The sequence below is a fragment of the Rhizobium sp. 9140 genome (assembly GCF_900067135.1).
Classification (GTDB): Bacteria; Pseudomonadota; Alphaproteobacteria; order Rhizobiales; family Rhizobiaceae; genus Ferranicluibacter.
On the sequence record NZ_FJUR01000001.1, the window covers coordinates 1,290,169 to 1,310,416 of the forward strand.

The 20,248-nt window shown below is 64.3% G+C and carries 14 protein-coding genes, 1 tRNA gene and 1 pseudogene; 11 read left to right on the forward strand and 5 right to left on the reverse strand.

Going from position 1 to position 20,248, the window contains the following annotated elements:
• Window positions 1–357: 357 nt before the first annotated feature.
• On the reverse strand, window positions 358–2,259 hold the full coding sequence (locus GA0004734_RS05940; protein ID WP_092932047.1) for a potassium transporter Kup: 1,902 nt from the start codon (window positions 2,257–2,259) through the stop codon (window positions 358–360).
• 270 nt (window positions 2,260–2,529) lie between these two features.
• Here GA0004734_RS05940 and GA0004734_RS05945 point away from each other — a divergent pair, with 270 nt between their 5' ends.
• The 9 genes from GA0004734_RS05945 (at window position 2,530) to cysG (ending at window position 15,156) form a co-directional block, all read left to right on the forward strand.
• Window positions 2,530–3,117 (forward strand): ANTAR domain-containing response regulator, encoded by a 588-nt coding sequence (locus GA0004734_RS05945; protein ID WP_062595138.1) that lies wholly within the window; start codon window positions 2,530–2,532, stop codon window positions 3,115–3,117.
• A 43-nt stretch (window positions 3,118–3,160) separates the two neighbouring features.
• Window positions 3,161–4,453 (forward strand): CmpA/NrtA family ABC transporter substrate-binding protein, encoded by a 1,293-nt coding sequence (locus tag GA0004734_RS05950; protein WP_092932049.1) that lies wholly within the window; start codon window positions 3,161–3,163, stop codon window positions 4,451–4,453.
• A gap of 344 nt (window positions 4,454–4,797) precedes the next feature.
• Window positions 4,798–6,090: a CmpA/NrtA family ABC transporter substrate-binding protein gene (locus GA0004734_RS05955; RefSeq protein ID WP_092932051.1), complete on the forward strand. Its 1,293-nt coding sequence runs from the start codon at window positions 4,798–4,800 to the stop codon at window positions 6,088–6,090.
• A gap of 59 nt (window positions 6,091–6,149) precedes the next feature.
• Entirely contained in the window at window positions 6,150–7,040 is an 891-nt protein-coding gene (gene ntrB / locus GA0004734_RS05960; RefSeq protein WP_092932053.1) for a nitrate ABC transporter permease, read from the forward strand.
• 14 nt (window positions 7,041–7,054) lie between these two features.
• Window positions 7,055–7,852, forward strand: a complete 798-nt coding sequence (locus GA0004734_RS05965; RefSeq protein WP_092932055.1) for an ABC transporter ATP-binding protein — start codon at window positions 7,055–7,057, stop codon at window positions 7,850–7,852.
• Between the two features lie 13 nt (window positions 7,853–7,865).
• Entirely contained in the window at window positions 7,866–10,313 is a 2,448-nt protein-coding gene (nirB, locus tag GA0004734_RS05970) for a nitrite reductase large subunit NirB (RefSeq protein ID WP_092932057.1), read from the forward strand.
• 5 nt (window positions 10,314–10,318) lie between these two features.
• Window positions 10,319–10,711 carry a nitrite reductase small subunit NirD gene (gene nirD / locus GA0004734_RS05975; RefSeq protein ID WP_092935967.1) on the forward strand — a complete coding sequence of 131 codons (393 nt, stop codon included), beginning with the start codon at window positions 10,319–10,321 and terminating at the stop codon, window positions 10,709–10,711.
• Between the two features lie 211 nt (window positions 10,712–10,922).
• The gene (locus tag GA0004734_RS05980; protein ID WP_092932058.1) at window positions 10,923–13,628 is read left to right on the forward strand and encodes a nitrate reductase; all 2,706 of its coding nucleotides are present in this window, start codon (window positions 10,923–10,925) and stop codon (window positions 13,626–13,628) included.
• A complete protein-coding gene (gene cysG / locus GA0004734_RS05985; RefSeq protein ID WP_092932060.1) occupies window positions 13,600–15,156 on the forward strand; it encodes a siroheme synthase CysG in 1,557 nt (518 codons plus the stop codon). Before GA0004734_RS05980 ends, cysG begins: the two co-directional genes overlap by 29 nt.
• On the opposite strand, the gene GA0004734_RS05990 is transcribed toward cysG, so the two are convergent.
• On the reverse strand, window positions 15,149–16,729 hold the full coding sequence (locus GA0004734_RS05990; RefSeq protein ID WP_092932062.1) for a gamma-glutamyltransferase family protein: 1,581 nt from the start codon (window positions 16,727–16,729) through the stop codon (window positions 15,149–15,151). The two genes, cysG and GA0004734_RS05990, sit on opposite strands and share 8 nt — an antisense overlap.
• Window positions 16,730–16,895: 166 nt before the next feature.
• On the opposite strand from GA0004734_RS05990, the gene GA0004734_RS05995 reads away from it, so the two are divergent.
• Both GA0004734_RS05995 and GA0004734_RS06000 read left to right on the forward strand, forming a co-directional pair.
• On the forward strand, window positions 16,896–18,146 hold the full coding sequence (locus GA0004734_RS05995; RefSeq protein WP_092932064.1) for an amidohydrolase family protein: 1,251 nt from the start codon (window positions 16,896–16,898) through the stop codon (window positions 18,144–18,146).
• A 177-nt stretch (window positions 18,147–18,323) separates the two neighbouring features.
• Window positions 18,324–18,818: a nucleoside deaminase gene (locus tag GA0004734_RS06000; protein ID WP_245292489.1), complete on the forward strand. Its 495-nt coding sequence runs from the start codon at window positions 18,324–18,326 to the stop codon at window positions 18,816–18,818.
• 80 nt (window positions 18,819–18,898) lie between these two features.
• On the opposite strand, the gene GA0004734_RS06005 is transcribed toward GA0004734_RS06000, so the two are convergent.
• From GA0004734_RS06005 to GA0004734_RS06015, 3 genes and pseudogenes are all read right to left on the reverse strand, one after another.
• Window positions 18,899–18,974: transfer RNA gene (locus GA0004734_RS06005), tRNA-Phe, on the reverse strand.
• 338 nt (window positions 18,975–19,312) lie between these two features.
• Window positions 19,313–19,519, reverse strand: a pseudogene (yacG, locus tag GA0004734_RS06010) (DNA gyrase inhibitor YacG); the annotation flags it as partial.
• 79 nt (window positions 19,520–19,598) lie between these two features.
• Window positions 19,599–20,219, reverse strand: coding sequence for a Maf-like protein (locus tag GA0004734_RS06015; protein ID WP_092932070.1), 621 nt, complete (start codon window positions 20,217–20,219; stop codon window positions 19,599–19,601).
• Window positions 20,220–20,248: the final 29 nt, after the last annotated feature.

Below are 20,248 nucleotides of genomic sequence, written 5' to 3' on the forward strand. Positions count from 1 at the left end.
GCTCGTCTGGATGAGTACAGCAACAAGCGAGCCCTTTTGTCGAGAGACTCATTTCATTTTCTCCTGATCACAGAAGAACAACGCCCTTCCCTGCATGAACGGAGGCTGAATGTTCTTAATATTGGCGATGGATGACCCGAAAATGTGCAGGTTTTGAGGCCTGCTGGATCACGGCTACCCGAAGAGGCCACCATGCGCGTGCCTCATTATCACCGCCGATGCCAAGGCGTATCGATGCGGTGGTTAGCAGAACTTTACCCCCAATGCCATAGGAGGGCGGTCTTCGTACGGTCGGATGCTTCAATGCGCGATGCAGGACCGAGCGCATGGTCAGCAAAGAACGTGCTCTCCCGGCAATCAGATCGTCACCTGTTCGCCCAGTTCCACCACCCGGTTTGCCGGCAGGCGGAAGTAGTCGGACGGATCGATGCCGATACCCGCGAGCGCGATGTAGAGGCGATCCTGCCACTTCGGCAGGCCCGAGTTCGGGTCGCTGATCAGGTTGCGTCTTCCGACATAAAACGACGTCTGCATGATCTCGAACTTGAAGCCCGCTTTCTTGCAAAGGCCGAGCGCCTTGGACACGTTCTGGTCGTCCATGAATCCGAATGTGATCTGGATGCGGAGAAAGCGTTCGGAAATCCGGACGAGTTCGATGCGCGATGTGGGCGGCACATAGGGCGTATCGGCCGTGCGAACGGTCAGGATGACGTTCTGCTCGTGCAGGACGTGGTTGTGCTTGATATTGTGCAGCAGCACGGCCGGCGTCTTGTCGGGCACGCTGGTCAGGAACACGGCCGTGCCGGGAACGGCCACGGGGGCATGATCCGACTTCTTCTCTATCGACCGGATGAAGGTTTCGAGCGGGATGTCGTTGCGCGCGGTCTTTTCGCGCAGGATCATCGAGCCCTTCCGCCATGTCCACATGATGACCATGATGGTGGCCGCCAGCAGCACGGGCACCCAACCGCCATCGTGGATCTTCAGGAGGTTTGCGGCAAGGAACACGGTTTCCAGAAGCAGCAGTGGCAGGAGGATCGCACCGGCGGCAACGGCGCTCCATTTCCACACCGAGCGCAGAAACTGGAACGCCATCAGCGTGGTGACCACCATGGCGCCGGTGACGGAGATGCCATAGGCGGTCGCAAGCGACTCCGAGTCCCCGAAGGTGAAGATGAGCACGAGAACGCCGACGAAGAGCAGGGTGTTCACGGCGGGAACGTAGATCTGCCCCGTATTCGTCTCCGAGGTGAAGGTGATCTGCAGGCGTGGGAGGAACCCGAGATGGACCGCCTGCCGCGCCAGCGAGAAGGCGCCGGTGATGACGGCCTGGCTGGCGATGATCGTGGCGGCCGTTGCCAGAAGCACGACCGGCAACAGCGCCCAGTCCGGATACATCAGGTAGAACGGGTTTTCCGCCGCCTCCGGATGCGCCAGGACGAAGGCGCCCTGGCCCAGATAGTTGAGTGCCAGCGACGGGAAGACCAGGATGAACCACGCTACCTGGATCGGCTTGCGGCCGAAGTGACCGAGATCGGCGTAGAGCGCTTCGGCCCCGGTGACGGTCAGGAAAACGGCGCCGAGCACGATGAGGCCGACGAAGCCCGCATGCGTGATGAACCACACGGCGTTGACGGGGTTGAGAGCTTCGAGGATCGTATAGTCGTCACCGATATGCAGGATGCCTCCCCAGGCCATGGCAAGAAACCAGAGAATGGTGATCGGTCCAAAGAAATTGGAGACGGCGGCGGTACCGCGAGACTGGACAGCGAAAAGGCCCACCATCATGGCGGCCGAAATCGGCAGCACATAGTCACCGAGCGCGGGCGTCACGAGCTTCAGCCCCTCAACGGCGGACATGACCGACAGCGCCGGCGTGATCATGGCATCCCCGATGAACAGGGCGGCGCCAATGATGCCGGCAAAGAACAGAACTGGCATGTAGCGCCCGGTCTTCTTCATCAGCAAAGCGAGAAGCGACAGCGTGCCGCCTTCGCCGTCATTGTCGGCGCGCAGAAGGAACAGGACGTATTTGAAGGTGACGATGATCGTCAGCGTCCAGACCATTAGCGAGATGAGGCCGATGACCTCGTTATGGCTGATGCCGTCATGCGAAAAGGGGCGAAGCGCTTCGCGAAAAGCGTAGAGTGGGCTGGTCCCGATGTCGCCGTAAACGACGCCGATGGATCCCATGAGCAGGACGAGAAATTTCTTCGTGCCTGCGGTGTCCTGCTGGGCAGGGCCGGCGGATGCGGTCATGGAATGTCAGACTTTCCTTCACGTCTCGCACCGGGCAAGACACGTTGCGTGCGCAAACGGCTCGATCGAGATGCTTCGTCCGAGACGCGAAACGCCGTCGGTCACGGCGCCTGCGAGCCCAGACGGACATTGTATCCCGGCCGTTTCGAACACACCGTTACAATTATTGTCCGGTCGCGAGCAAGCACGAAGACGCATCGCTGTCTTGCGTGCCCAAATGTTGCAGCGGTACCGCTTGCGCATTCTGTTGCGCTGCACAAGAATAGACGCATGCGCCACGCCGATCTCACGATCCTCGTTATCGATGAAAATGCCATCCGCTCTTCGATCATCGAGGAGGGGCTGCGCGAGGCCGGGCATCTGAAGGTGACGGTCATCCACGAGGTCAATGGCGTTGCCCGGATCATCGAGACACTGAAGCCGGACGTCATCATCATCGACCTCGAGAACCCGAACCGGGACATGATGGAGCATCTCTTCCAGTTGACCCGAACCGTCAGCCGCCCGATCGCCATGTTCGTCGATCGCTCGGATACGGCCTCGATCGAGGCTGCCGTCGATGCCGGCGTTTCCGCCTATATCGTCGATGGCCTGCGCAAGGAGCGTGTGAAGCCGATCCTCGACATGGCCGTCAGCCGCTTCAACGCCTTCTCCAGACTGCAGCGGGAACTGGCGGAAGCGAAATCCGCGCTGGAGGAGCGCAAGGTGGTGGAGCGTGCCAAGGGCATCATGATGAAAATGCGCGGGCTCTCTGAGGAAGAGGCGTTCGCCCTGTTGCGGCAGACCGCCATGAACGAGAAGAAGAAGATCGCCGATATCGCGCAAAGCGTCGTGACGGCGGCGGGTCTTCTGACATGATCGCCGCGTTCCACCACCAACCCATCGACCGGAGGATACGCCGATGACGACAACGCTGATCGCCCCCGGCGCAGCGTCTGCGGCGCCCGGCGCTGCCCTTGCGGCACCGGCACGCGGTGCGAAGAGCGAGGGTGCGCGCGTCCTGAGGGCCGGCTTCATTCCGCTTGTCGATGCCTCTGTGCTGATCGCGGCGGCCGAATTTGGTTTCGCGGCCCGCGAGGGACTGGCGCTCGATCTCGTGCGTGATGTGTCCTGGGCCAATGTGCGCGACCGCCTGGCATTCCGCCAGTTCGACATCGCCCATATGCTCTCGCCGATGCCCGTCGCCTCTATGCTGGGGCTCGGCTCCAACCCGTCGCCGACGATCACGCCGTTTTCACTGGGGCGCGGCGGCAATGCCATCACGCTCTCGACCCGGCTCTTTGCCCGGATGCGCGATGCCGGCGCGCCGGAGGGGGCTGATGCTCTGGCGCATGCCCGCGTGCTTCGCCGCGTTCTCGACGGAATGCGGGACGCCGGCGAGGCGCCGCCGACCTTCGGCATGACCTATCCGTTCTCGTCCCACAATTACGAGTTCCGCTATTGGCTCGCCGCTGGGGGCATCGATCCCGACCGGGACGTGAAGCTGGTCGTCGTTCCCCCGCCCCTGACCTCCGATGCGCTGGCCGCGGGCGCCATCGATGGCTTCTGCGTCGGCGCGCCTTGGAATATGGTGGCGTCGGAACGCGGCGTCGGCCGAATCGTTGCCGCGAAACAGGATATCTGGCCGTCCGCGCCCGAGAAGGTCATCGGCATGCGGCCGGATTGGGCGGAAAGCCATTCCGAAACCGTCTCGCGCCTGCTGGTCGCGCTGGATGAGGCCGCCCGCTGGTGCGACAGGGGCGAAAACCATGACGAACTCGCGGCGCTTCTCGCGCAGCCGAACTACATCGCGGCTCCGGTCGATATCATCCGCCGGGTGCTCGCCGGCGAGTTCAGCCTCGATGATACCGGCGAGCGTCGGGTGATCCCGGATTACTTCACCTTCCATGGCGGCTTTGCGAACTATCCCCGGCCGAGCCACGCGCTCTGGACCTATAGCCAGATGCTCCGTTGGGGACAGGCCGAATGGTCGCCGGCGCTGGCGGAAAAGGCCCGTTCGGCCTATCGGCCCGATCTCTATCGCGCCGCTCTGGGTACAGGCCCTGCCGATGCCGATCTCCGGGCGGAAGGCACTTCCTATGGCGACCGCTTTATGGATGGCTTCACCTTCGATCCCCAAGCCATTCCGGATTATGTCGCTGCCTTTCCCGTCCGCTACGAACAGGTTGCGGGACCCCTCAGCGACGATGCCTGATGGGACGGTGCCGTTTTGCGATGCATGCTTTTCGCTGCGTTGCAGGCATGTGGCTAGAAGATAAGCAAAGAAAACATTGGGTATATTTCAAGCACGGTCGTGATTTTCCATTAGAAACAATCCGTTGATCGAGTTTCTGGCATCTGGCACGCCGCTTGCTTGTTAGAAGCTGCTCAGTCAACGGCGATTGAAGCGAAAGAGCGCAAGACGCGCTCACCCAATGACACCGACGTCGCAAGGTTTTTGCTCCGGAGCTTCAGGCTCCTCGAGAGGCATTTTCCGAGCGGCGTTTTTTTGTGCCGAATTTCCCAGCTTCCGCCCGTTTCACCAGAGGATATCCTTAGATGACCCGTATTCCGACCCCGTCCCTGAGCCGCCGCTCGATCCTCAAGACCACTGCCACCGCAGCGCTCCTTACGGCCGTGAAGGCTGCCTTCCCCGGTGGCGCCTTTGCGCAAGGGGCAGGGCCAGAGACCACCAAGGCAACGCTCGGCTTCATCGCGCTGACGGACAGCGCGCCGCTGATCGTCGCCAAGGAGAAAGGCCTTTTCGACAAGCACGGTATGACCGACGTCAACGTCGTCAAGCAGGCATCCTGGGGTACGACCCGCGACAATCTGGTGCTCGGCTCGGCCGGCAACGGCATTGACGGTGCGCACATTCTCACCCCCATGCCCTACCTTATCTCGGCCGGTAAGGTGACGCAGAACAACCAGCCGCTGCCCATGTCGATCCTTGCCCGGCTCAACCTCGATGCCCAGGCGATCTCGGTCGGCTCGGCCTATGCGGACCTGAAGGTCGGCATCGACTCCGGCGTGCTGAAGGAGGTCTTTGCGAAGAAAAAGGCCGAAGGCGCGGCGGCAAAGGTCGCCATGACCTTTCCCGGCGGTACGCACGATCTGTGGATCCGCTACTGGCTTGCGGCCGGCGGCATCGATCCGGATACGGACGTCGAAACCATCGTCGTTCCCCCGCCGCAGATGGTCGCCAATATGAAGGTCGGCACCATGGACTGTTTCTGCGTCGGCGAACCTTGGAACGCGCAGCTGGTCAATCAGGGCATCGGCTACACCGCCGTCAATACGGCCGAGATCTGGGACAAGCATCCCGAAAAGTCCTTCGCAATGCGCAGCGACTGGGTCGAAGCCAACCCGAATGCCGCCAAGGCGCTGACCATGGCCATCATGGAAGCCCAGCAATGGTGCGACGACATGGCCAACAAAGAAGAACTGGCTGCCATCATCGGCAAACGCGCATGGTTCAACGTGCCGGCCAAGGACATCGTCGGGCGCCTGAAGGGTCAGTACGACTACGGTAACGGCAAGGTGGTCGACCAGAGCCCGCACCTCATGAAGTTCTGGGCGGACCATGCTTCGTACCCCTACCAGAGCCATGATGCCTGGTTCCTGACCGAGGACATGCGCTGGGGCAAGTACGCAGCGGACACGGACATCAAGGCGCTGATCTCCAAGGTCAACCGCGAGGACATCTGGCGCGCCGCCGCCAAGGATCTCGGCATCACCGATGTTCCCGCCTCCACGTCGCGCGGCGTCGAGACCTTCTTCGACGGCAAGACCTTCGATCCGGCGAACCCGGAAGCCTACCTGCAGAGCCTCTCGATCAAGCGCTTCGCCTGACCGGACCCGATCGGCCGGCGCCTGGCGTCGGCCGCAACCCTCATTCTCAGGAGACCGGCATGTCCGTCACCAATCTCAACGCGGCTCCCGCAAAGGCAAAGCCAAGCGCACAGGTCGTTCCATTTTCCGCGCCGGCGAAGCGCCCGGCACCCTCCCACCTCATGCGCCGCCTGTCGGCCATCGCAGGCGATCTCGTGCCGCCGCTCGTGACGCTGCTCGTGCTGCTCGCGGCCTGGGAGCTCATCTGTTCCTCCCCGACATCGAGCCTGCCGTCTCCGACGCGCGTGATGGCCGAGAGCTGGGATCTGATCGTCCATCCCTTCTACATCGGCCAAGGCACGGATCAGGGCATGGCCTGGCACATCATGGCCAGTCTCCAGCGCGTGGCCGTGGGTTATGCCATCGCCGCCGTCGTCGGCATCGCCATGGGCGTGCTCGTCGGGCAGAGCCAGTGGGCCATGAAGGGTCTCGATCCGATCTTCCAGATCCTGCGCACGGTGCCGCCGCTCGCCTGGCTGCCGCTGTCGCTCGCCGCCTTCCGGGATGGCAATCCCTCGGCGATCTTCGTCATCTTCATCACCGCCGTCTGGCCGATCATCATCAACACCGCCGTCGGCATCCGCAACATCCCGCAGGATTATCAGAACGTCGCCAAGGTGCTGCGCCTCAACCAGCTCGAATATTTCTCCAAGATCATGCTGCCCGCCGCCGCCCCTTACATCTTCACCGGCCTGCGCATCGGCATCGGCCTTTCCTGGCTCGCCATCGTCGCGGCCGAAATGCTCATCGGCGGCGTCGGCATCGGCTTCTTCATCTGGGATGCGTGGAATTCGTCGCTCATCAGCGACATCATCGTCGCCCTCATCTACGTCGGCGTCGTCGGCTTTTTCCTCGATCGCTTCATCGCATTCATCGGCCGCGCGGTCACCCGCGGCACCGCAACGGCCTGAAGGAGGACGTTCTCATGGCAAAAAGCTATCTCTCCATCGAACTGGTCGACAAGTCGTTCGAGCGCAACGGTCAGGTTTCCGAAGTGCTCAAGCAGGTCTCGCTCGGCGTCGAAAAGGGCGAGTTCATCTCGATCATCGGCCATTCCGGCTGCGGCAAGTCCACGCTGCTCAACCTCGTCGCCGGCCTGACCAAGGTTACCAGCGGTGCGGTTTTGCTTGAGGACAAGGAAGTTTCCGAGCCCGGCCCGGAGCGCGCCGTGGTCTTCCAGAACCACTCGCTCCTTCCCTGGCTCACCGTCTACGAAAACGTGTCGCTCGCCGTCGACAAGGTCTTTTCCCGCAAGAAGTCCAAGGCGGAACGCCATGACTGGGTTATGCGCAATCTCGATCTCGTGCAGATGACGCATGCCAAGGACAAGAAGCCGTCCGAAGTGTCCGGCGGCATGAAGCAACGCGTCGGCATCGCCCGCGCGCTCGCCATGGAGCCGAAAGTGCTGCTGCTCGACGAGCCCTTCGGCGCGCTCGACGCGCTCACCCGCGCCCACCTTCAGGACCAGGTGATGCAGATCCATGCAAAGCTCGGCAACACGGTGCTGATGATCACCCACGACGTGGACGAGGCCGTGCTGCTGTCGGACCGTATCGTCATGATGACCAACGGGCCGGCGGCCCGCATCGGCGAGATCCTCGACGTGCCGATCGCCCGTCCGCGCAACCGCATCGAGCTGGCCACCGACCGCAGCTACCTGAAGTGCCGGGAAGCCGTCCTGAAATTCCTCTACGAGCGCCACCGCCTCGTGGAAGCCGCTTGAAGGAGAGGATGACATGAAACAGAAACTGGTCATCATCGGCAACGGCATGGCGCCCGGCCGCATGCTGGAAGAGCTTTTCGAACAGGCTCCCGGCCTCTACGACGTCGTGATCTTCAACGCCGAGCCGCGCGTCAACTACGACCGCATCATGCTGTCGCCGGTCCTTTCCGGCGAGAAGCTCTACGAGGACATCGTCATCCATGGCGACGACTGGTACGCCCGCCACGGCGTGACGCTGCACAAGGGCGCCAAGGTCACCGGCATCGATCGGTTTGCCAAGACCGTGACCTCGGCAAACGGCGTGACCGAAGCTTACGACAAGCTGATCATCGCCACGGGCTCGCTTCCCTTCATCATCCCCGTGCCGGGACACACGCTGCCCGGCGTGCTCGCCTATCGCGATCTCGACGATGTCGAAAAGATGCTCGACGCCACCCGGCGCGGCGGCCGCGCCATCGTCATCGGTGCCGGCCTGCTCGGGCTGGAGGCCGCCTATGGCCTCAAGCGACAGGGCATGGATGTCACCGTTATCCACATCATGCCGACGATCATGGAGCGACAGCTCGATCCGCCGGCCGCCTACCTGCTCGAAAAGGCCCTGAATGATCGCGGCATCGAGATCATCACCAAGGCGAACACCAAGCGCATCGTCGGCGAGGACAAGGTCGAGGGCATCGAGCTTGAAGACGGCCGGGTGATCGAAGGAACCATCGTGGTGATGGCCGTCGGCATCCGTCCGGCAGCCCAGCTTGCCAAGGACGCCGGGGTGGTCACCAATCGCGGCATCGTGGTGGACGACGGCATGATGACGTCGGACGGCTCGATCTATGCGCTTGGCGAATGCGCCGAACACCGGGGCGTCTGCTATGGCCTCGTGGCGCCGCTCTACGAAAGCGCTAAGACGCTCGCCGACTGCCTGATCGGCGGCGCTTCGGAGTACCGGGGCTCGGTCGTCAATACCAAGCTCAAGGTCACGGGCATCAACCTGTTCTCCGCCGGCGACTTCGCCGAAGGGGAGGACCGCGAGGAGATCGTGCTGCGCGACGCGACAGCCGGCGTCTACAAGCGCCTCGTGCTGAAGGACAACCGCATCGTCGGCGCCGTGCTCTACGGCGAGACGGCCGACGGCGCCTGGTTCTTCGACATGATCAAGCGGGGAACCGACATCTCCGAGATGCGCGATACCCTTATTTTCGGCCAAGCCTATCAGGGGGGCAGCCCGCTGGACCCTACGGCGGCCGTTGCAGCCTTGCCGGATGATGCGGAAATCTGCGGCTGCAACGGCGTCTGCAAGAGCAAGATCGTCGGCACGATCACGGCCAAGGGCCTGACGTCGCTCGACGATGTGCGCGCCCATACCAAGGCCTCCGCATCCTGCGGCTCCTGCACCGGCCTCGTCGAGCAGCTGATGGTGCTGACGCTCGGCGACAGCTACAACCCGGCCGCCGTGCAGCCCATGTGTAAATGCACCGAGCTCGGCCATGACGATGTCCGCCGCCTGATCGTCGCCAAGGGGCTCAAGACCATTCCGGCCGTCATGCAGGAACTGGAGTGGAAGACCTCCTGCGGCTGCGCCAAGTGCCGGCCGGCGCTCAACTATTACCTCGTCTGCGACTGGCCGGACGAGTATGCCGACGATTACCAGTCGCGCTTCATCAACGAGCGCGTCCACGCCAACATCCAGAAGGACGGCACCTATTCCGTCGTTCCCCGCATGTGGGGCGGTGTCACGAATGCCGGCGAACTCAGGGCCATCGCCGACGTGGTCGACAAGTTCGAGATCCCTATGGTCAAGGTGACCGGTGGGCAGCGCATCGACCTTCTGGGCATCCACAAGGAAGATCTGCCGGCCGTCTGGGCGGATCTCGGCAAGGCCGGCTTCGTCTCGGGACAGGCCTATGCCAAAGGTCTTCGGACCGTGAAGACGTGCGTCGGCACGGACTGGTGCCGCTTCGGCACGCAGGATTCGACCGGGTTCGGAATACGGCTGGAGAAGTTCATGTGGGGCTCCTGGACGCCGGCCAAGCTGAAGCTTGCCGTGTCCGGCTGTCCGCGCAACTGCGCGGAAGCCACCTGCAAGGACATCGGCGTCATCTGTGTCGACAGCGGCTACGAGATCCATTTCGCCGGTGCCGCCGGCCTCGACATCAAGGGAACCGAAGTGCTCGGTCTCGTGGCGACGGAAGACGAGGCTCTAGAACACATCGTCGCGCTGGCGCAGATGTACCGCGAGCAGGGCCGTTACCTCGAGCGCATCTACAAATGGGCAAAGCGGGTCGGGCTCGACGAAATCCGCCGCCAGATCATGGGCGATGCCGAAAAGCGCAAGGGCTACTTCGACCGCTTCGTCTTCTCTCAGAAATTCGCACAGGTCGATCCCTGGTCGGAGCGCGTCTCCGGCAAGGACAAGCACGAGTTCAAGCCCATGGCCATCGTCGGCATGGCGGAAGCGGCGGAGTGATGACCATGGAAACGAAGACCATCCGGGAAAGCGATGCAGGCGGTTTCGAGAACGGCTTTGGCGTGAACTGGGTCGATATCGGCACGATTCACGACATTCCCTTGCGCGGCGCCCGCTGCGTGCGCACGCCGCAGGGTCGCATCGCCGTATTCCGCACGGCGGACGATCAGGTTTTTGCGATGGAGGACCGCTGCCCCCACAAGGCCGGCCCCCTGTCGCAGGGCATCGTCCACGGCACCTCCGTCACCTGCCCGCTGCACAACATGGTGATCTCGCTCGAAACCGGCCAGGCGCAGGGTGCCGACGAGGGCGAGGTTCGCACCATCCCGATCCGCAACCGCGATGGTCTCCTGTCGATCGCGGTGGACAATCTGAGCCTGCTCGTCGCGGCCGAGTAGGGGGGCAGCGCTCGTATCGGCTCCTCATCCCCCTGCCGGGACCTCTCCCCGCAGGCGGGAAGAAGGGACATACGGCGCCGGCTCAGACACGATCATGAGCCTTCGAGATAGAAGCGAGCGCTTGCCACAAATCCCTTCTCCCCGCCTGCGGGGAGAAAGTGGCGGCAGCCGGATGAGGGGCGACCCTTCACGTCAACCTTGGGAAATATCGATGCCCGTTGAGACCAAGACCACCTGTCCCTATTGCGGTGTCGGCTGCGGCGTGATAGCTCGCGTCGAGGCGACCGGCGCCGTTTCGGTGAAGGGCGATCCGGACCATCCCGCGAATTTCGGTCGGCTCTGCTCCAAGGGCTCGGCACTCGCCGAAACCATCGATCTCGACGGTCGGCTGCTCACCCCCCACATCTCCGGCGCGCCGGCGTCATGGGATGCGGCACTCGATCTGGTGGCCACGACTTTCGCCGACACCATCCGGCAGCATGGGCCGGATGCGGTCGCCATCTACGTCTCCGGCCAGCTCCTCACCGAGGATTATTATGTCGCCAACAAGCTGATGAAAGGGTTCATCGGCTCGGCGAACATCGATACCAATTCCCGCCTCTGCATGTCCTCCTCCGTTGCCGGCCACCGGCGCGCCTTCGGGTCGGATACGGTGCCGGGGACCTATGCGGATATCGAGCTTGCCGATCTCGTCGTGCTCACCGGCTCCAATCTCGCCTGGTGCCACCCGGTCATCTACCAGCGCCTCGCCACTGCCAAGGCCGCGCGGCCGCAGATGAAGGTTGTGGTCATCGATCCGCGCCGCACCGCGACGAGCGATATCGCCGACCTGCACCTCTCGATCCTCCCCGATGGCGACACGGCCTTGTTCGGCGGGCTGCTCGCCGATCTCACAGCGAAAAACAGGCTCGACCGGACCTTCATCGAGGATCACACGCAGGGCTTCGACGCCGCATTGTCCCGCGTCGCAGATCTCGACACCGCCGGCGTTGCCGCGACCACAGGGCTCGATGTTGCAGATATCGAAGCGTTCTACCGCCTGTTCGCCGCCAGCGAGCGCGTCGTCACCTGCTACAGCCAGGGGGTCAACCAGTCCTCCTCCGGCAGCGACAAGGTCAACGCCATCATCAATTGCCACCTTGCCACGGGCCGCATCGGCAGGCCCGGCATGGGGCCGTTCTCCCTGACCGGCCAGCCGAACGCCATGGGCGGACGCGAGGTCGGCGGCCTTGCCAACATGCTCGCGGCCCATATGGCCATCGAAAGCGCCGGGGATCGCGACACCGTCCAGCGCTTCTGGCAGTCGCCCGCCATCGCCGAAAGACCCGGCCTCAAGGCCGTCGATCTCTTCCACGCCGTTGCCGATGGCCGGGTGAAGGCGATCTGGATCATGGCGACCAACCCCGTCGTCTCCATGCCGGAGGCCGACCTCGTGCGGGCGGCGCTCGCCGCCTGTCCCTTCGTCGTTGTCTCCGATGTCATGGCCGAGACCGACACCACGGCCCATGCCCACGTCCTGCTGCCGTCGCTCGGCTGGGGCGAAAAGGGCGGGACGGTGACGAATTCCGAGCGCCGCATATCGCGCCAGAGGGCGTTTCTGAGTGCGCCGGGAGAGGCGAAAGCCGACTGGTGGCAGATGGCGCAGGTCGCCCGGCGGATGGGCTTTGCCGCCGCATTCGACTTCGCTGATCCGGCCGCCGTCTTTGCGGAGCACGCCGCGCTGTCCACCTTCGAGAACGAAGGGAACCGGGATTTCGACATCGGCGCCCATGCCGATATCATGGCGGATGCCTACGACGCGCTTTTGCCCTTCCAGTGGCCGCAGCCGGCCGGCATGGCGGCAAGCGGTGCCGACAGCCGCTTCTTCGCAGAGGGCCGTTTCTACCATCCGGATGGCCGGGCGCGCTTCGTACCCGTCATCCCTGCGCGGGATCGTCGCACGAGCACGGCGTATCCCTTCGCGCTCAATACCGGCCGCATCCGCGACCAGTGGCACACGATGACGCGCACCGGAAAGACGGCGCGCTTGACAGCCCATTTCGCAGAACCCTTCGTGGAGATTCATCCCGACGATGCGGAGGCACTGGATCTGACACCGGCAGACCTCGTGGTGCTGGAGAGCCCGCAGGGAAGGGCGGTGCTGCGCGCCCTCGTGACCCCGCGCCAGAAGCCGGGTCATCTTTTTGCGCCCATGCACTGGAACGACCAGTTCGCCTCTGCCGCCCGTATCGATGCGCTGGTGCCGGGGCTGGTTGACCCTGTGTCAGGCCAGCCCGCCTCCAAGCATGTGGCCGTCGCCGCTGCCAAGCTCGATGTCGGGCTCTACGGCTTTGCCATCTCGGTGGAGAAGCCCGAAATATCCAAGTTTTCCTCTCATCCTCTCGCCTATCACGCGCTCGCCCGGGCGACCGGTGGCTGGCGGATGGAGTTTGCGGCTGCACCCTTAACCCTCGGGGAGGAGGGCGAGGTGCAGGATCGCGACTGGACCGGGTGGAGTGTCGAAACGCTCGGCATTCCCCCCGGACTTGAACCTCTCGGCTACCGCGATGCCGTGACCGGCCATATCCGGCTGGCCTTCTTCGATGGCGAGCAGCTGCTCGGTGCCGTCTTCCTCAGCCCGCGCCCTGTAGCCGTCGCACGCAACTGGGCCATCGCCCAGCTCGGCGTCGTCCATTCCGATCTGCGCCGCCGCTTTGCGGTCGTCGCGGGCCGGCCGGGCGCGGAAGCGGTCGATCCCGGCGCAACGGTCTGTTCCTGCTTCAACGTGGGCATCAACCAGATCGTCGCGGCGGCGACCGGCGGATGCTGCACGGTCGAGGCCATCGGCAAAGCCCTCAATGCAGGCACCAATTGCGGCTCCTGCCGCGCAGAGATCAGGGAGATCCTCAATGGAACGCGTATCGCTGCTGCGGAGTGACGCAACCTTTCCCCGCGAAGGTGCGACAGCGAGGTCTGGTGCCCGCGTCGAGGCGCTGGCAAAACTCCCCGTCTTCTGGGGTCTGGACGGCAAGCGGGTCATCCTCGCCGGCGGCACGGAGGGGGCATGCTGGAAGGCGGAACTTCTCGCCGCCTGCGGCGCCGAGGTCCATGTATATGCCTCCGGCGATGCGCTCTGCGACGCCTTTGCCGATATGTTCCAGCGTCACGCAGAAGACCACGCTGCAGAACATGCGCGCGGCGCCTTCGTCCACCACCCGCAGGCGTGGACGGCAGACATCATGTCCGGTGCCGCCCTCGCTATCGCCGATTGTGAGGAAGAAGACGAGGCGCGTGCCTTCTACGATGCCGCGATTGCTGCCGGCGTGCCGGTCAATGTCATCGATAAGCCGGCTTTCTGCCAGTTCCAGTTCGGCTCCATCGTCAACCGCTCGCCGGTCGTCGTGGCGATCTCCACGGATGGCGCCGCGCCGATCCTGGCGCAGGCAATCCGCCGCCGTATCGAGACGCTGCTGCCGCAAAGCATCAAGGGCTGGTCGATGCTGGCGCAGTCGCTGCGCGATGCTGTCGGTGCGCGTCTGCATCCCGGCCCGGAGCGGCGCGCCTTCTGGGAGCGCTTCGTCGATCGGGCCTTCACCAGCGTTCCCACGGCGCAGAGCGCTGCGGATCTCGTCGCCGAGGCCGATCGACTGGCTGCCGGTCGCAAAGACGCGCATGGGGGGCCGGCTCTCGGCAAGGTGACGCTGGTCGGCGCCGGCCCGGGGGATGCGGAGCTGCTGACGCTGAAGGCCGTCCGCGCGCTTCAGGCCGCCGATGTCATCCTGTTTGACGATCTCGTTTCCGGGGATGTTCTGGAGCTCGCCCGTCGCGAGGCCAAGCGCATGCTGGTCGGCAAGCGCGGTGGCCGCACCAGTTGCAAGCAGGAGGACATCAACGCGATGATGGTCACCTTTGCCAAGGCCGGCAAGACCGTGGTGCGCCTGAAGAGCGGCGATCCCATGGTGTTCGGCCGGGCAGGGGAAGAGATCGCCTGTCTGGAGGCGCATGGCATTCCGGTGGAGGTCGTACCCGGCATCACCGCCGCCAGCGCGCTTGCCTCCCGCCTCGGCGTGTCCCTGACCCACCGCGATCACACGCACGCCGTCCGCTTCATCACCGGCCACTCGCGCAAAGGCTGCCTGCCGACCGATGTCGACTGGCGCGCCTGCGCCGACCCGCGCACCACGACGGTCTTCTACATGGGCGGACGCAAGGCCCCTGCCATCGCCGAGCGCCTGATGGCCGAGGGTATGTCCGGTGACATGCCGGTGGTCATCGCCTCCAACATCAGCCGTGCAGAGGAGCGACGCTGGCACGGCACCGTATCGACGATGCATATCGGCATCGGCGAAATCGGCTATGACAATCCGGTCCTGATCGGCGTCGGCAGCGTCTTTCCCAAGGCCGCCAGCGAGAGCCATGCGGTCCCGGAAGACATGGAGCTTCCCGTGCAGCGGATCGCTATTTAGCCGGCGACATATCCTCGTTGACAGCGATGGCGATGCCATCCCCACGCGGATCATGCGCGCCGTCGAGCGTGCCATCCGCGTTCAAGCGGATGACGCCGGCCTGTCCGGCGATCGGGCTCTGCGCGGGCAGGGGCGACAACAGATGGCCGCGAGCGGCGAGGGTCTCGAAGACGGCCTCACCCGCATCCGCTTCGAGCTTCAGGCTGTCGCGGCTGTCGGAGAAGGTCTTGCCGAGCAGGAAGCGCGGCCCGGCAAGCGCCTCTGCCGGATTTTCCCCGAAATCGATCAGCCGGGTGAGAAGCATGGCCAGCGTCTGCGGCTGCCCGTCGGCGCCTTGCGTACCATAGATCAGTTCCGGACGCCCGTTGCGCAGGCCCATGCCGGGGTTGAGCGTGTAGAAGGGCCGCTTGCCCGGCGCGAGCACATTGGGGTGACCGGGATCGAGCGAGAAGGCGGCACCCCGGTTTTGCCAGAGAATGCCGGTATCGCCGACGACCACGCCGCTTCCCCAGTCGAAATAAGTGCTCTGGAGCACGCTGACGCTACGCCCCGAGGCGTCCGTCGCGCCGAAGAACACGGTGTCGCCGGTGCGAAACACATGCGGCCAGGCCTGCGCCCGCGCGATGTCGATGGCCTGCGCCCGCCCGGCGAGATGGCCGGGATCGAGAAGCGCATCGACCCGCTGCGCGCTCGCATCGGGATCGGCAAGCCCGCGCCGGTCGAGAAAAGCCTGCTTCACCGCCTCGACGCAGAGATGCAGATGATCGGCGCTGCCGACGTCGAGCGCGCCAAGGTCGAAATGCGCGAGAATGCCCATGATGGCCAGCGTCGTCACGCCTTGCGTCGGCGGCGGCGGGGCCAGAAGCTCGACCCCGCGATAGACGAGGCTTGCCGGTGCCTCTTCCCGCGTTCGCGTTGCCGCGAGATCCGCCGCCGTCAGCGGCGACCCGGCCGCATGCAGCCCGTCTGCAATCGCCTGCGCCAGCGGCCCCTCGTAAAAGGCGCGCGGTCCATCCGCCGCCAGCCGTTCGAGGGTGCGCGCGAGCTGCGGCTGGCGAAAGATCGCGCCGACCTCCGGCGCCGCGCCGCCCGGCATGAACACCTCGGCAAAACCCGGCCAACCCGCCGCCTCCGCCTTTCGGAAGTCGAGCCAGAAGGCCTGCGATGCCGTTACCGGAAATCCGTCTTTCGCAAAACCGATGGCATCGTCCAGCAGGCTGGCAAAGGTTCGCGTTCCGCCCCAATGCTGCGCCGAGTAGGCGTGCGCATGCCCCCAGCTATCGACCAAACAGGCGCTGGTCAGCGCCGAGCCCGCCCCGCGAAGGGGAATGCCGGCTTCGTCTCCGCTTCGCGCGGGCAACTGCCGCGCTGCCTGCCCGATCCCGAGAAAGCATGTCCGACGCCCGTCGGGGTCCGCGACGATCCAGACGGCATCGCCGCCGAGACCGCAGAAATGCGGGTAGAGCACGGCGATGGCCGCGCCGGTTGCGATACAGGCCTCCAGCGCATTGCCGCCCTCGCGCAACATGCGTGCGCCCGCGTCGCTCGCCCGTGCATGAGGACTGGTGACCATCCCGCCACGCCCCCGCACGCAACCCTTGGCTGCGTATCCCGTGACTGACGTTCCGGACGTTTCCGTGGATTGCTGACTGCTCATCGGTTCATTGCCATCTCCGGCCTTGCGTTCCCGCAAAAACCCGTTTCAACTTCGCCGACCCCTTGGCGACGGCGAGGCAACAATGACCATCGATCTCGTGATCCGCAATGCCCGCCTGCCGGGAAGAGACGCTGTCACCGATATCGCCTTCGAAAACGGCGTGATCGCCGGCATCGCCGATGGCACGGCACGAGCCTTCGTCTGCGATTCGCCGGAGCGCGATGCGAAAGGCAACCTCCTTTGCCGTGGCCTTGTCGAAACCCACCTGCATCTCGACAAGGCCGGCATCATCGGCCGATGCACGCTTTGCACAGGCACGCTGGCGGAGGCGGTTGCGGAGACCTCGCGCGCCAAGGCTGCCTTCACGCAGGCTGACGTGTACGCCCGGGCCGCTGCGGTGGTGGAGCAGGCGGTTGTCAACGGAACGAACCGTATCCGCACCTTCGTGGAGATCGACGGACGCGCCGGCTTCCGCTCCTTCGAGGCGATCAAGCAGGTGCGGATCGACTATCGCGCGCTTATCGACATCGAGATCTGCGCCTTCGCGCAGGAAGGCCTGACCAACGATCCGGGCACGCTGGAGATGCTGGACGCGGCTCTGCGGTCCGGCGCCGATCTCGTTGGCGGCTGCCCCTATACCGATCCCGATCCGCGGGCGCATGTCGCCGCCATCTTCGACCTTGCCGAACGCCACGGCGTACCCGTCGATTTCCACCTGGATTTCGATCTCGACCCCGAAGGCTCCAACCTGCCGACGGTCATCGCCGAGACGCTGCGGCGCGGCTACCAGGGCCGGGTCTCCGTCGGTCACGTTACCAAACTGTCCGCGCTGCCGCCGGAGGCATTTACGGAGGTCGCCCGGAAGATCGCGGACGCCGGCATCGCCGTCACCGTCCTTCCGGCGACCGATCTCTTCCTCACCGGCCGCGCCGCGACGCATCTCGTTCCCCGTGGCGTCACGCCGGCCCATCGCCTTGCAAGCCTCGGCGTGCTCACCACCATTTCCACCAATAATGTGCTGAACCCGTTCACCCCGTTCGGCGACGTCTCGCTGCTGCGAATGGCCAATCTCTACGCAAATGTTGCGCAACTGGGCACGGAGCAGGCTCTCGCAGGCGTTTTCGATATGATCACGGTCAACGCGGAACGCCTGCTCGGCCTGAACGCTCTGCCGCCGGCCATTGGCGATCCCGCCACCCTCGTCCTCCTGTCTGCCCCCTCCGCCGCGCAGGCCATAGCCGGTCCGGCAACGGCCACGGCCGCCTGGAAGAACGGCCGACAGACCTTCGAGCGCCCGCTACCCCAACTCTTCCGTCCTATCCCGACAGCCTGACGCCCTGAAAGCGCAAACGTCCCACCAAAGATCCATGTCCCACGGGAGATGAAGGAGTCCGTCATGAGCGACAAGACGACAGCCGACCAAACATCGACGAAACCGGCCGCGATCGACTGCGTTGCAGCGCGGCCACGTGAGGCGGCCAGCACGCAGGCGGACGAAGCCACAGGCAACCTGCCTTTTGCAAGCCAACCTCTTACCGAAGCCGACGCCCGCCTCCTGCGAAAAACCTTCGACATCGCACGCCGTGCCCAGACCCACGGCAACATGCCCTTCGGCGCGCTTCTGACAGGCCCCGAAGGTGAGGTGCTGATCGAAATGGAAAACGGCTACTTCCCCGACCTCGACGCAACCGCCCATGCCGAACGCCTGCTTGCGACCGAAGCTTCCAAACGCTACCGCGAACCCTTCCTCGCCACATGCACCATGTATTCCTCGGCCGAACCCTGTGCCATGTGCGCCGGCGCCATCTACTGGACCGGCATCGGCCGCGTCGTCTACGGCCTCTCCGAACACGCCCTGAAAACCCTCACCGGAGACCACCCCGACAACCCCACCATGGACCTCCCCTCCCGCACCGTCTTCGCCGCGGGACAGAAAGCGATTGCGGTCACAGGCCCGTGTCTCGAGGACGAGGCCGGCGACGTACACAGAGGGGCTTGGGGCTGAGGACCGCTGAGTCCGGGGGACCGAACGATCGACACGATGACCCGCCCAAAAGGCAGGGCTGATGAACAAGTTGGGAAAAATGGTGCCCGGAGGCGGATTTGAACCACCGACACGCGGATTTTCAATCCGCTGCTCTACCAACTGAGCTATCCGGGCATACCGGCTTCGAGGATCTTTGCAGACCATGGGGCTTTGGTTTTCCCCGGGAAGCGAGCGGGGTTATAACATCTTGTTCGGAGGTGTCCAGCACCAGATGGCGTTTTTCTGACAGAAAATGCGTTTCGGGATCAACGTGTTGATAGAATTCAGGTTCTGGAGAGGCTTCGGGGTGCGGAGGGGCCGTTCGGCAAGGCCAATGAGGCGACATTGCAAGATCGTATTGGGGGAGAGTGGCGCGCGATGGTCGAGAGCCGGGCATCCTGAACGCGATGACGGTCATCGCAGTCCGAACGGCGGATTATAACGCGGGCGTACTCTTCGTCAGGCGCTACGATCTATTCGTCGTCGCGCGTACCGCTCTGGAGCGTGTCGTCGGGATTGTCCTCGTCCTGCGAGACGGGGATGGCGTAGGCGCCGGTCAGCCAGCGGCTGAGGTCGAGGTCGCGGCAGCGGTTGGAGCAGAAGGGGTAGTGCTCGCGGTGGGATGGGCGGCCACATTCGGGGCAGGGCACGGTCTTGCGCAGCGGGGCGACGTTGGACGCAGGTTTGGCCTCGGCAGCTCCGGCGTCGTTGGCAGGCTTGGAGCCGCGTGGGGACTTGGAGGTATCATTGCTCATGGTGTCATCCTTCGAGCCAGGCGTCATGCACGTTGAAGCCCTCGCCGGAGAGGAGGGCAACGGTTTCGGTCAGGGGGAGGCCGACGACATTGGTATAGGAGCCGACGAGTTTCACGACAAAGCTGCCCGCGATGCCCTGAATGGCATAGCCGCCCGCCTTGCCGCGCCACTGGCCGGAGGCGAGGTAGCTCTCGATATCGTGCGAGGTGAGGCGGCGAAAACGGACCTTCGTGTCCACGACCTTCTGCCGCACGGAGCCATCCGGAGTGATGAGGCAGATGCCGGTATAGACCCTGTGGCTGCGGCCGGAGAGAAGCGTCAATGCCGCCGTGGCCTCGCCGACGCTCTCGGGTTTCTGCAGGATACGCCGGCCGACACTGACGACGGTATCGGCCGCGAGCAGATAAGCACCGCGTGCCTCGTCCATACCCTTGAGCACGGCTGCGGCGGCTCGCGCCTTCTCGACGGAAAGCCTCCAGGCAAGCGAACGCGGGTGCTCGGTGCGCCGCGGGGACTCGTCGAGATCCATCGGCATCAGGCGTTTGGGTTCGATACCGACCTGAGCGAGAAGTTCGACCCGGCGCGGCGAGCCGGATGCCAGAATAAGCGTCTGATCGTTTGCCATCGTCTGTCGTTTCCCGGATCTCTCCGCAA

Excerpts from the sequence above, each read along its gene's own strand:
- GA0004734_RS05950 (WP_092932049.1), top strand. The coding sequence starts at position 3,161 with ATGACGACAACGCTGATCGCCCCCGGCGCAGCGTCTGCGGCGCCCGGC.
- ntrB (WP_092932053.1), top strand. The coding sequence starts at position 6,150 with ATGTCCGTCACCAATCTCAACGCGGCTCCCGCAAAGGCAAAGCCAAGC.
- GA0004734_RS06015 (WP_092932070.1), bottom strand. The coding sequence starts at position 20,219 with ATGGCAAACGATCAGACGCTTATTCTGGCATCCGGCTCGCCGCGCCGG.
- nirD (WP_092935967.1), top strand. The coding sequence starts at position 10,319 with ATGGAAACGAAGACCATCCGGGAAAGCGATGCAGGCGGTTTCGAGAAC.
- GA0004734_RS05965 (WP_092932055.1), top strand. The coding sequence starts at position 7,055 with ATGGCAAAAAGCTATCTCTCCATCGAACTGGTCGACAAGTCGTTCGAG.
- GA0004734_RS05945 (WP_062595138.1), top strand. The coding sequence starts at position 2,530 with ATGCGCCACGCCGATCTCACGATCCTCGTTATCGATGAAAATGCCATC.
- GA0004734_RS05990 (WP_092932062.1), bottom strand. The coding sequence starts at position 16,729 with ATGGTCACCAGTCCTCATGCACGGGCGAGCGACGCGGGCGCACGCATG.
- GA0004734_RS05955 (WP_092932051.1), top strand. The coding sequence starts at position 4,798 with ATGACCCGTATTCCGACCCCGTCCCTGAGCCGCCGCTCGATCCTCAAG.
- GA0004734_RS05940 (WP_092932047.1), bottom strand. The coding sequence starts at position 2,259 with ATGACCGCATCCGCCGGCCCTGCCCAGCAGGACACCGCAGGCACGAAG.
- cysG (WP_092932060.1), top strand. The coding sequence starts at position 13,600 with ATGGAACGCGTATCGCTGCTGCGGAGTGACGCAACCTTTCCCCGCGAA.
- GA0004734_RS05980 (WP_092932058.1), top strand. The coding sequence starts at position 10,923 with ATGCCCGTTGAGACCAAGACCACCTGTCCCTATTGCGGTGTCGGCTGC.
- nirB (WP_092932057.1), top strand. The coding sequence starts at position 7,866 with ATGAAACAGAAACTGGTCATCATCGGCAACGGCATGGCGCCCGGCCGC.
- GA0004734_RS05995 (WP_092932064.1), top strand. The coding sequence starts at position 16,896 with ATGACCATCGATCTCGTGATCCGCAATGCCCGCCTGCCGGGAAGAGAC.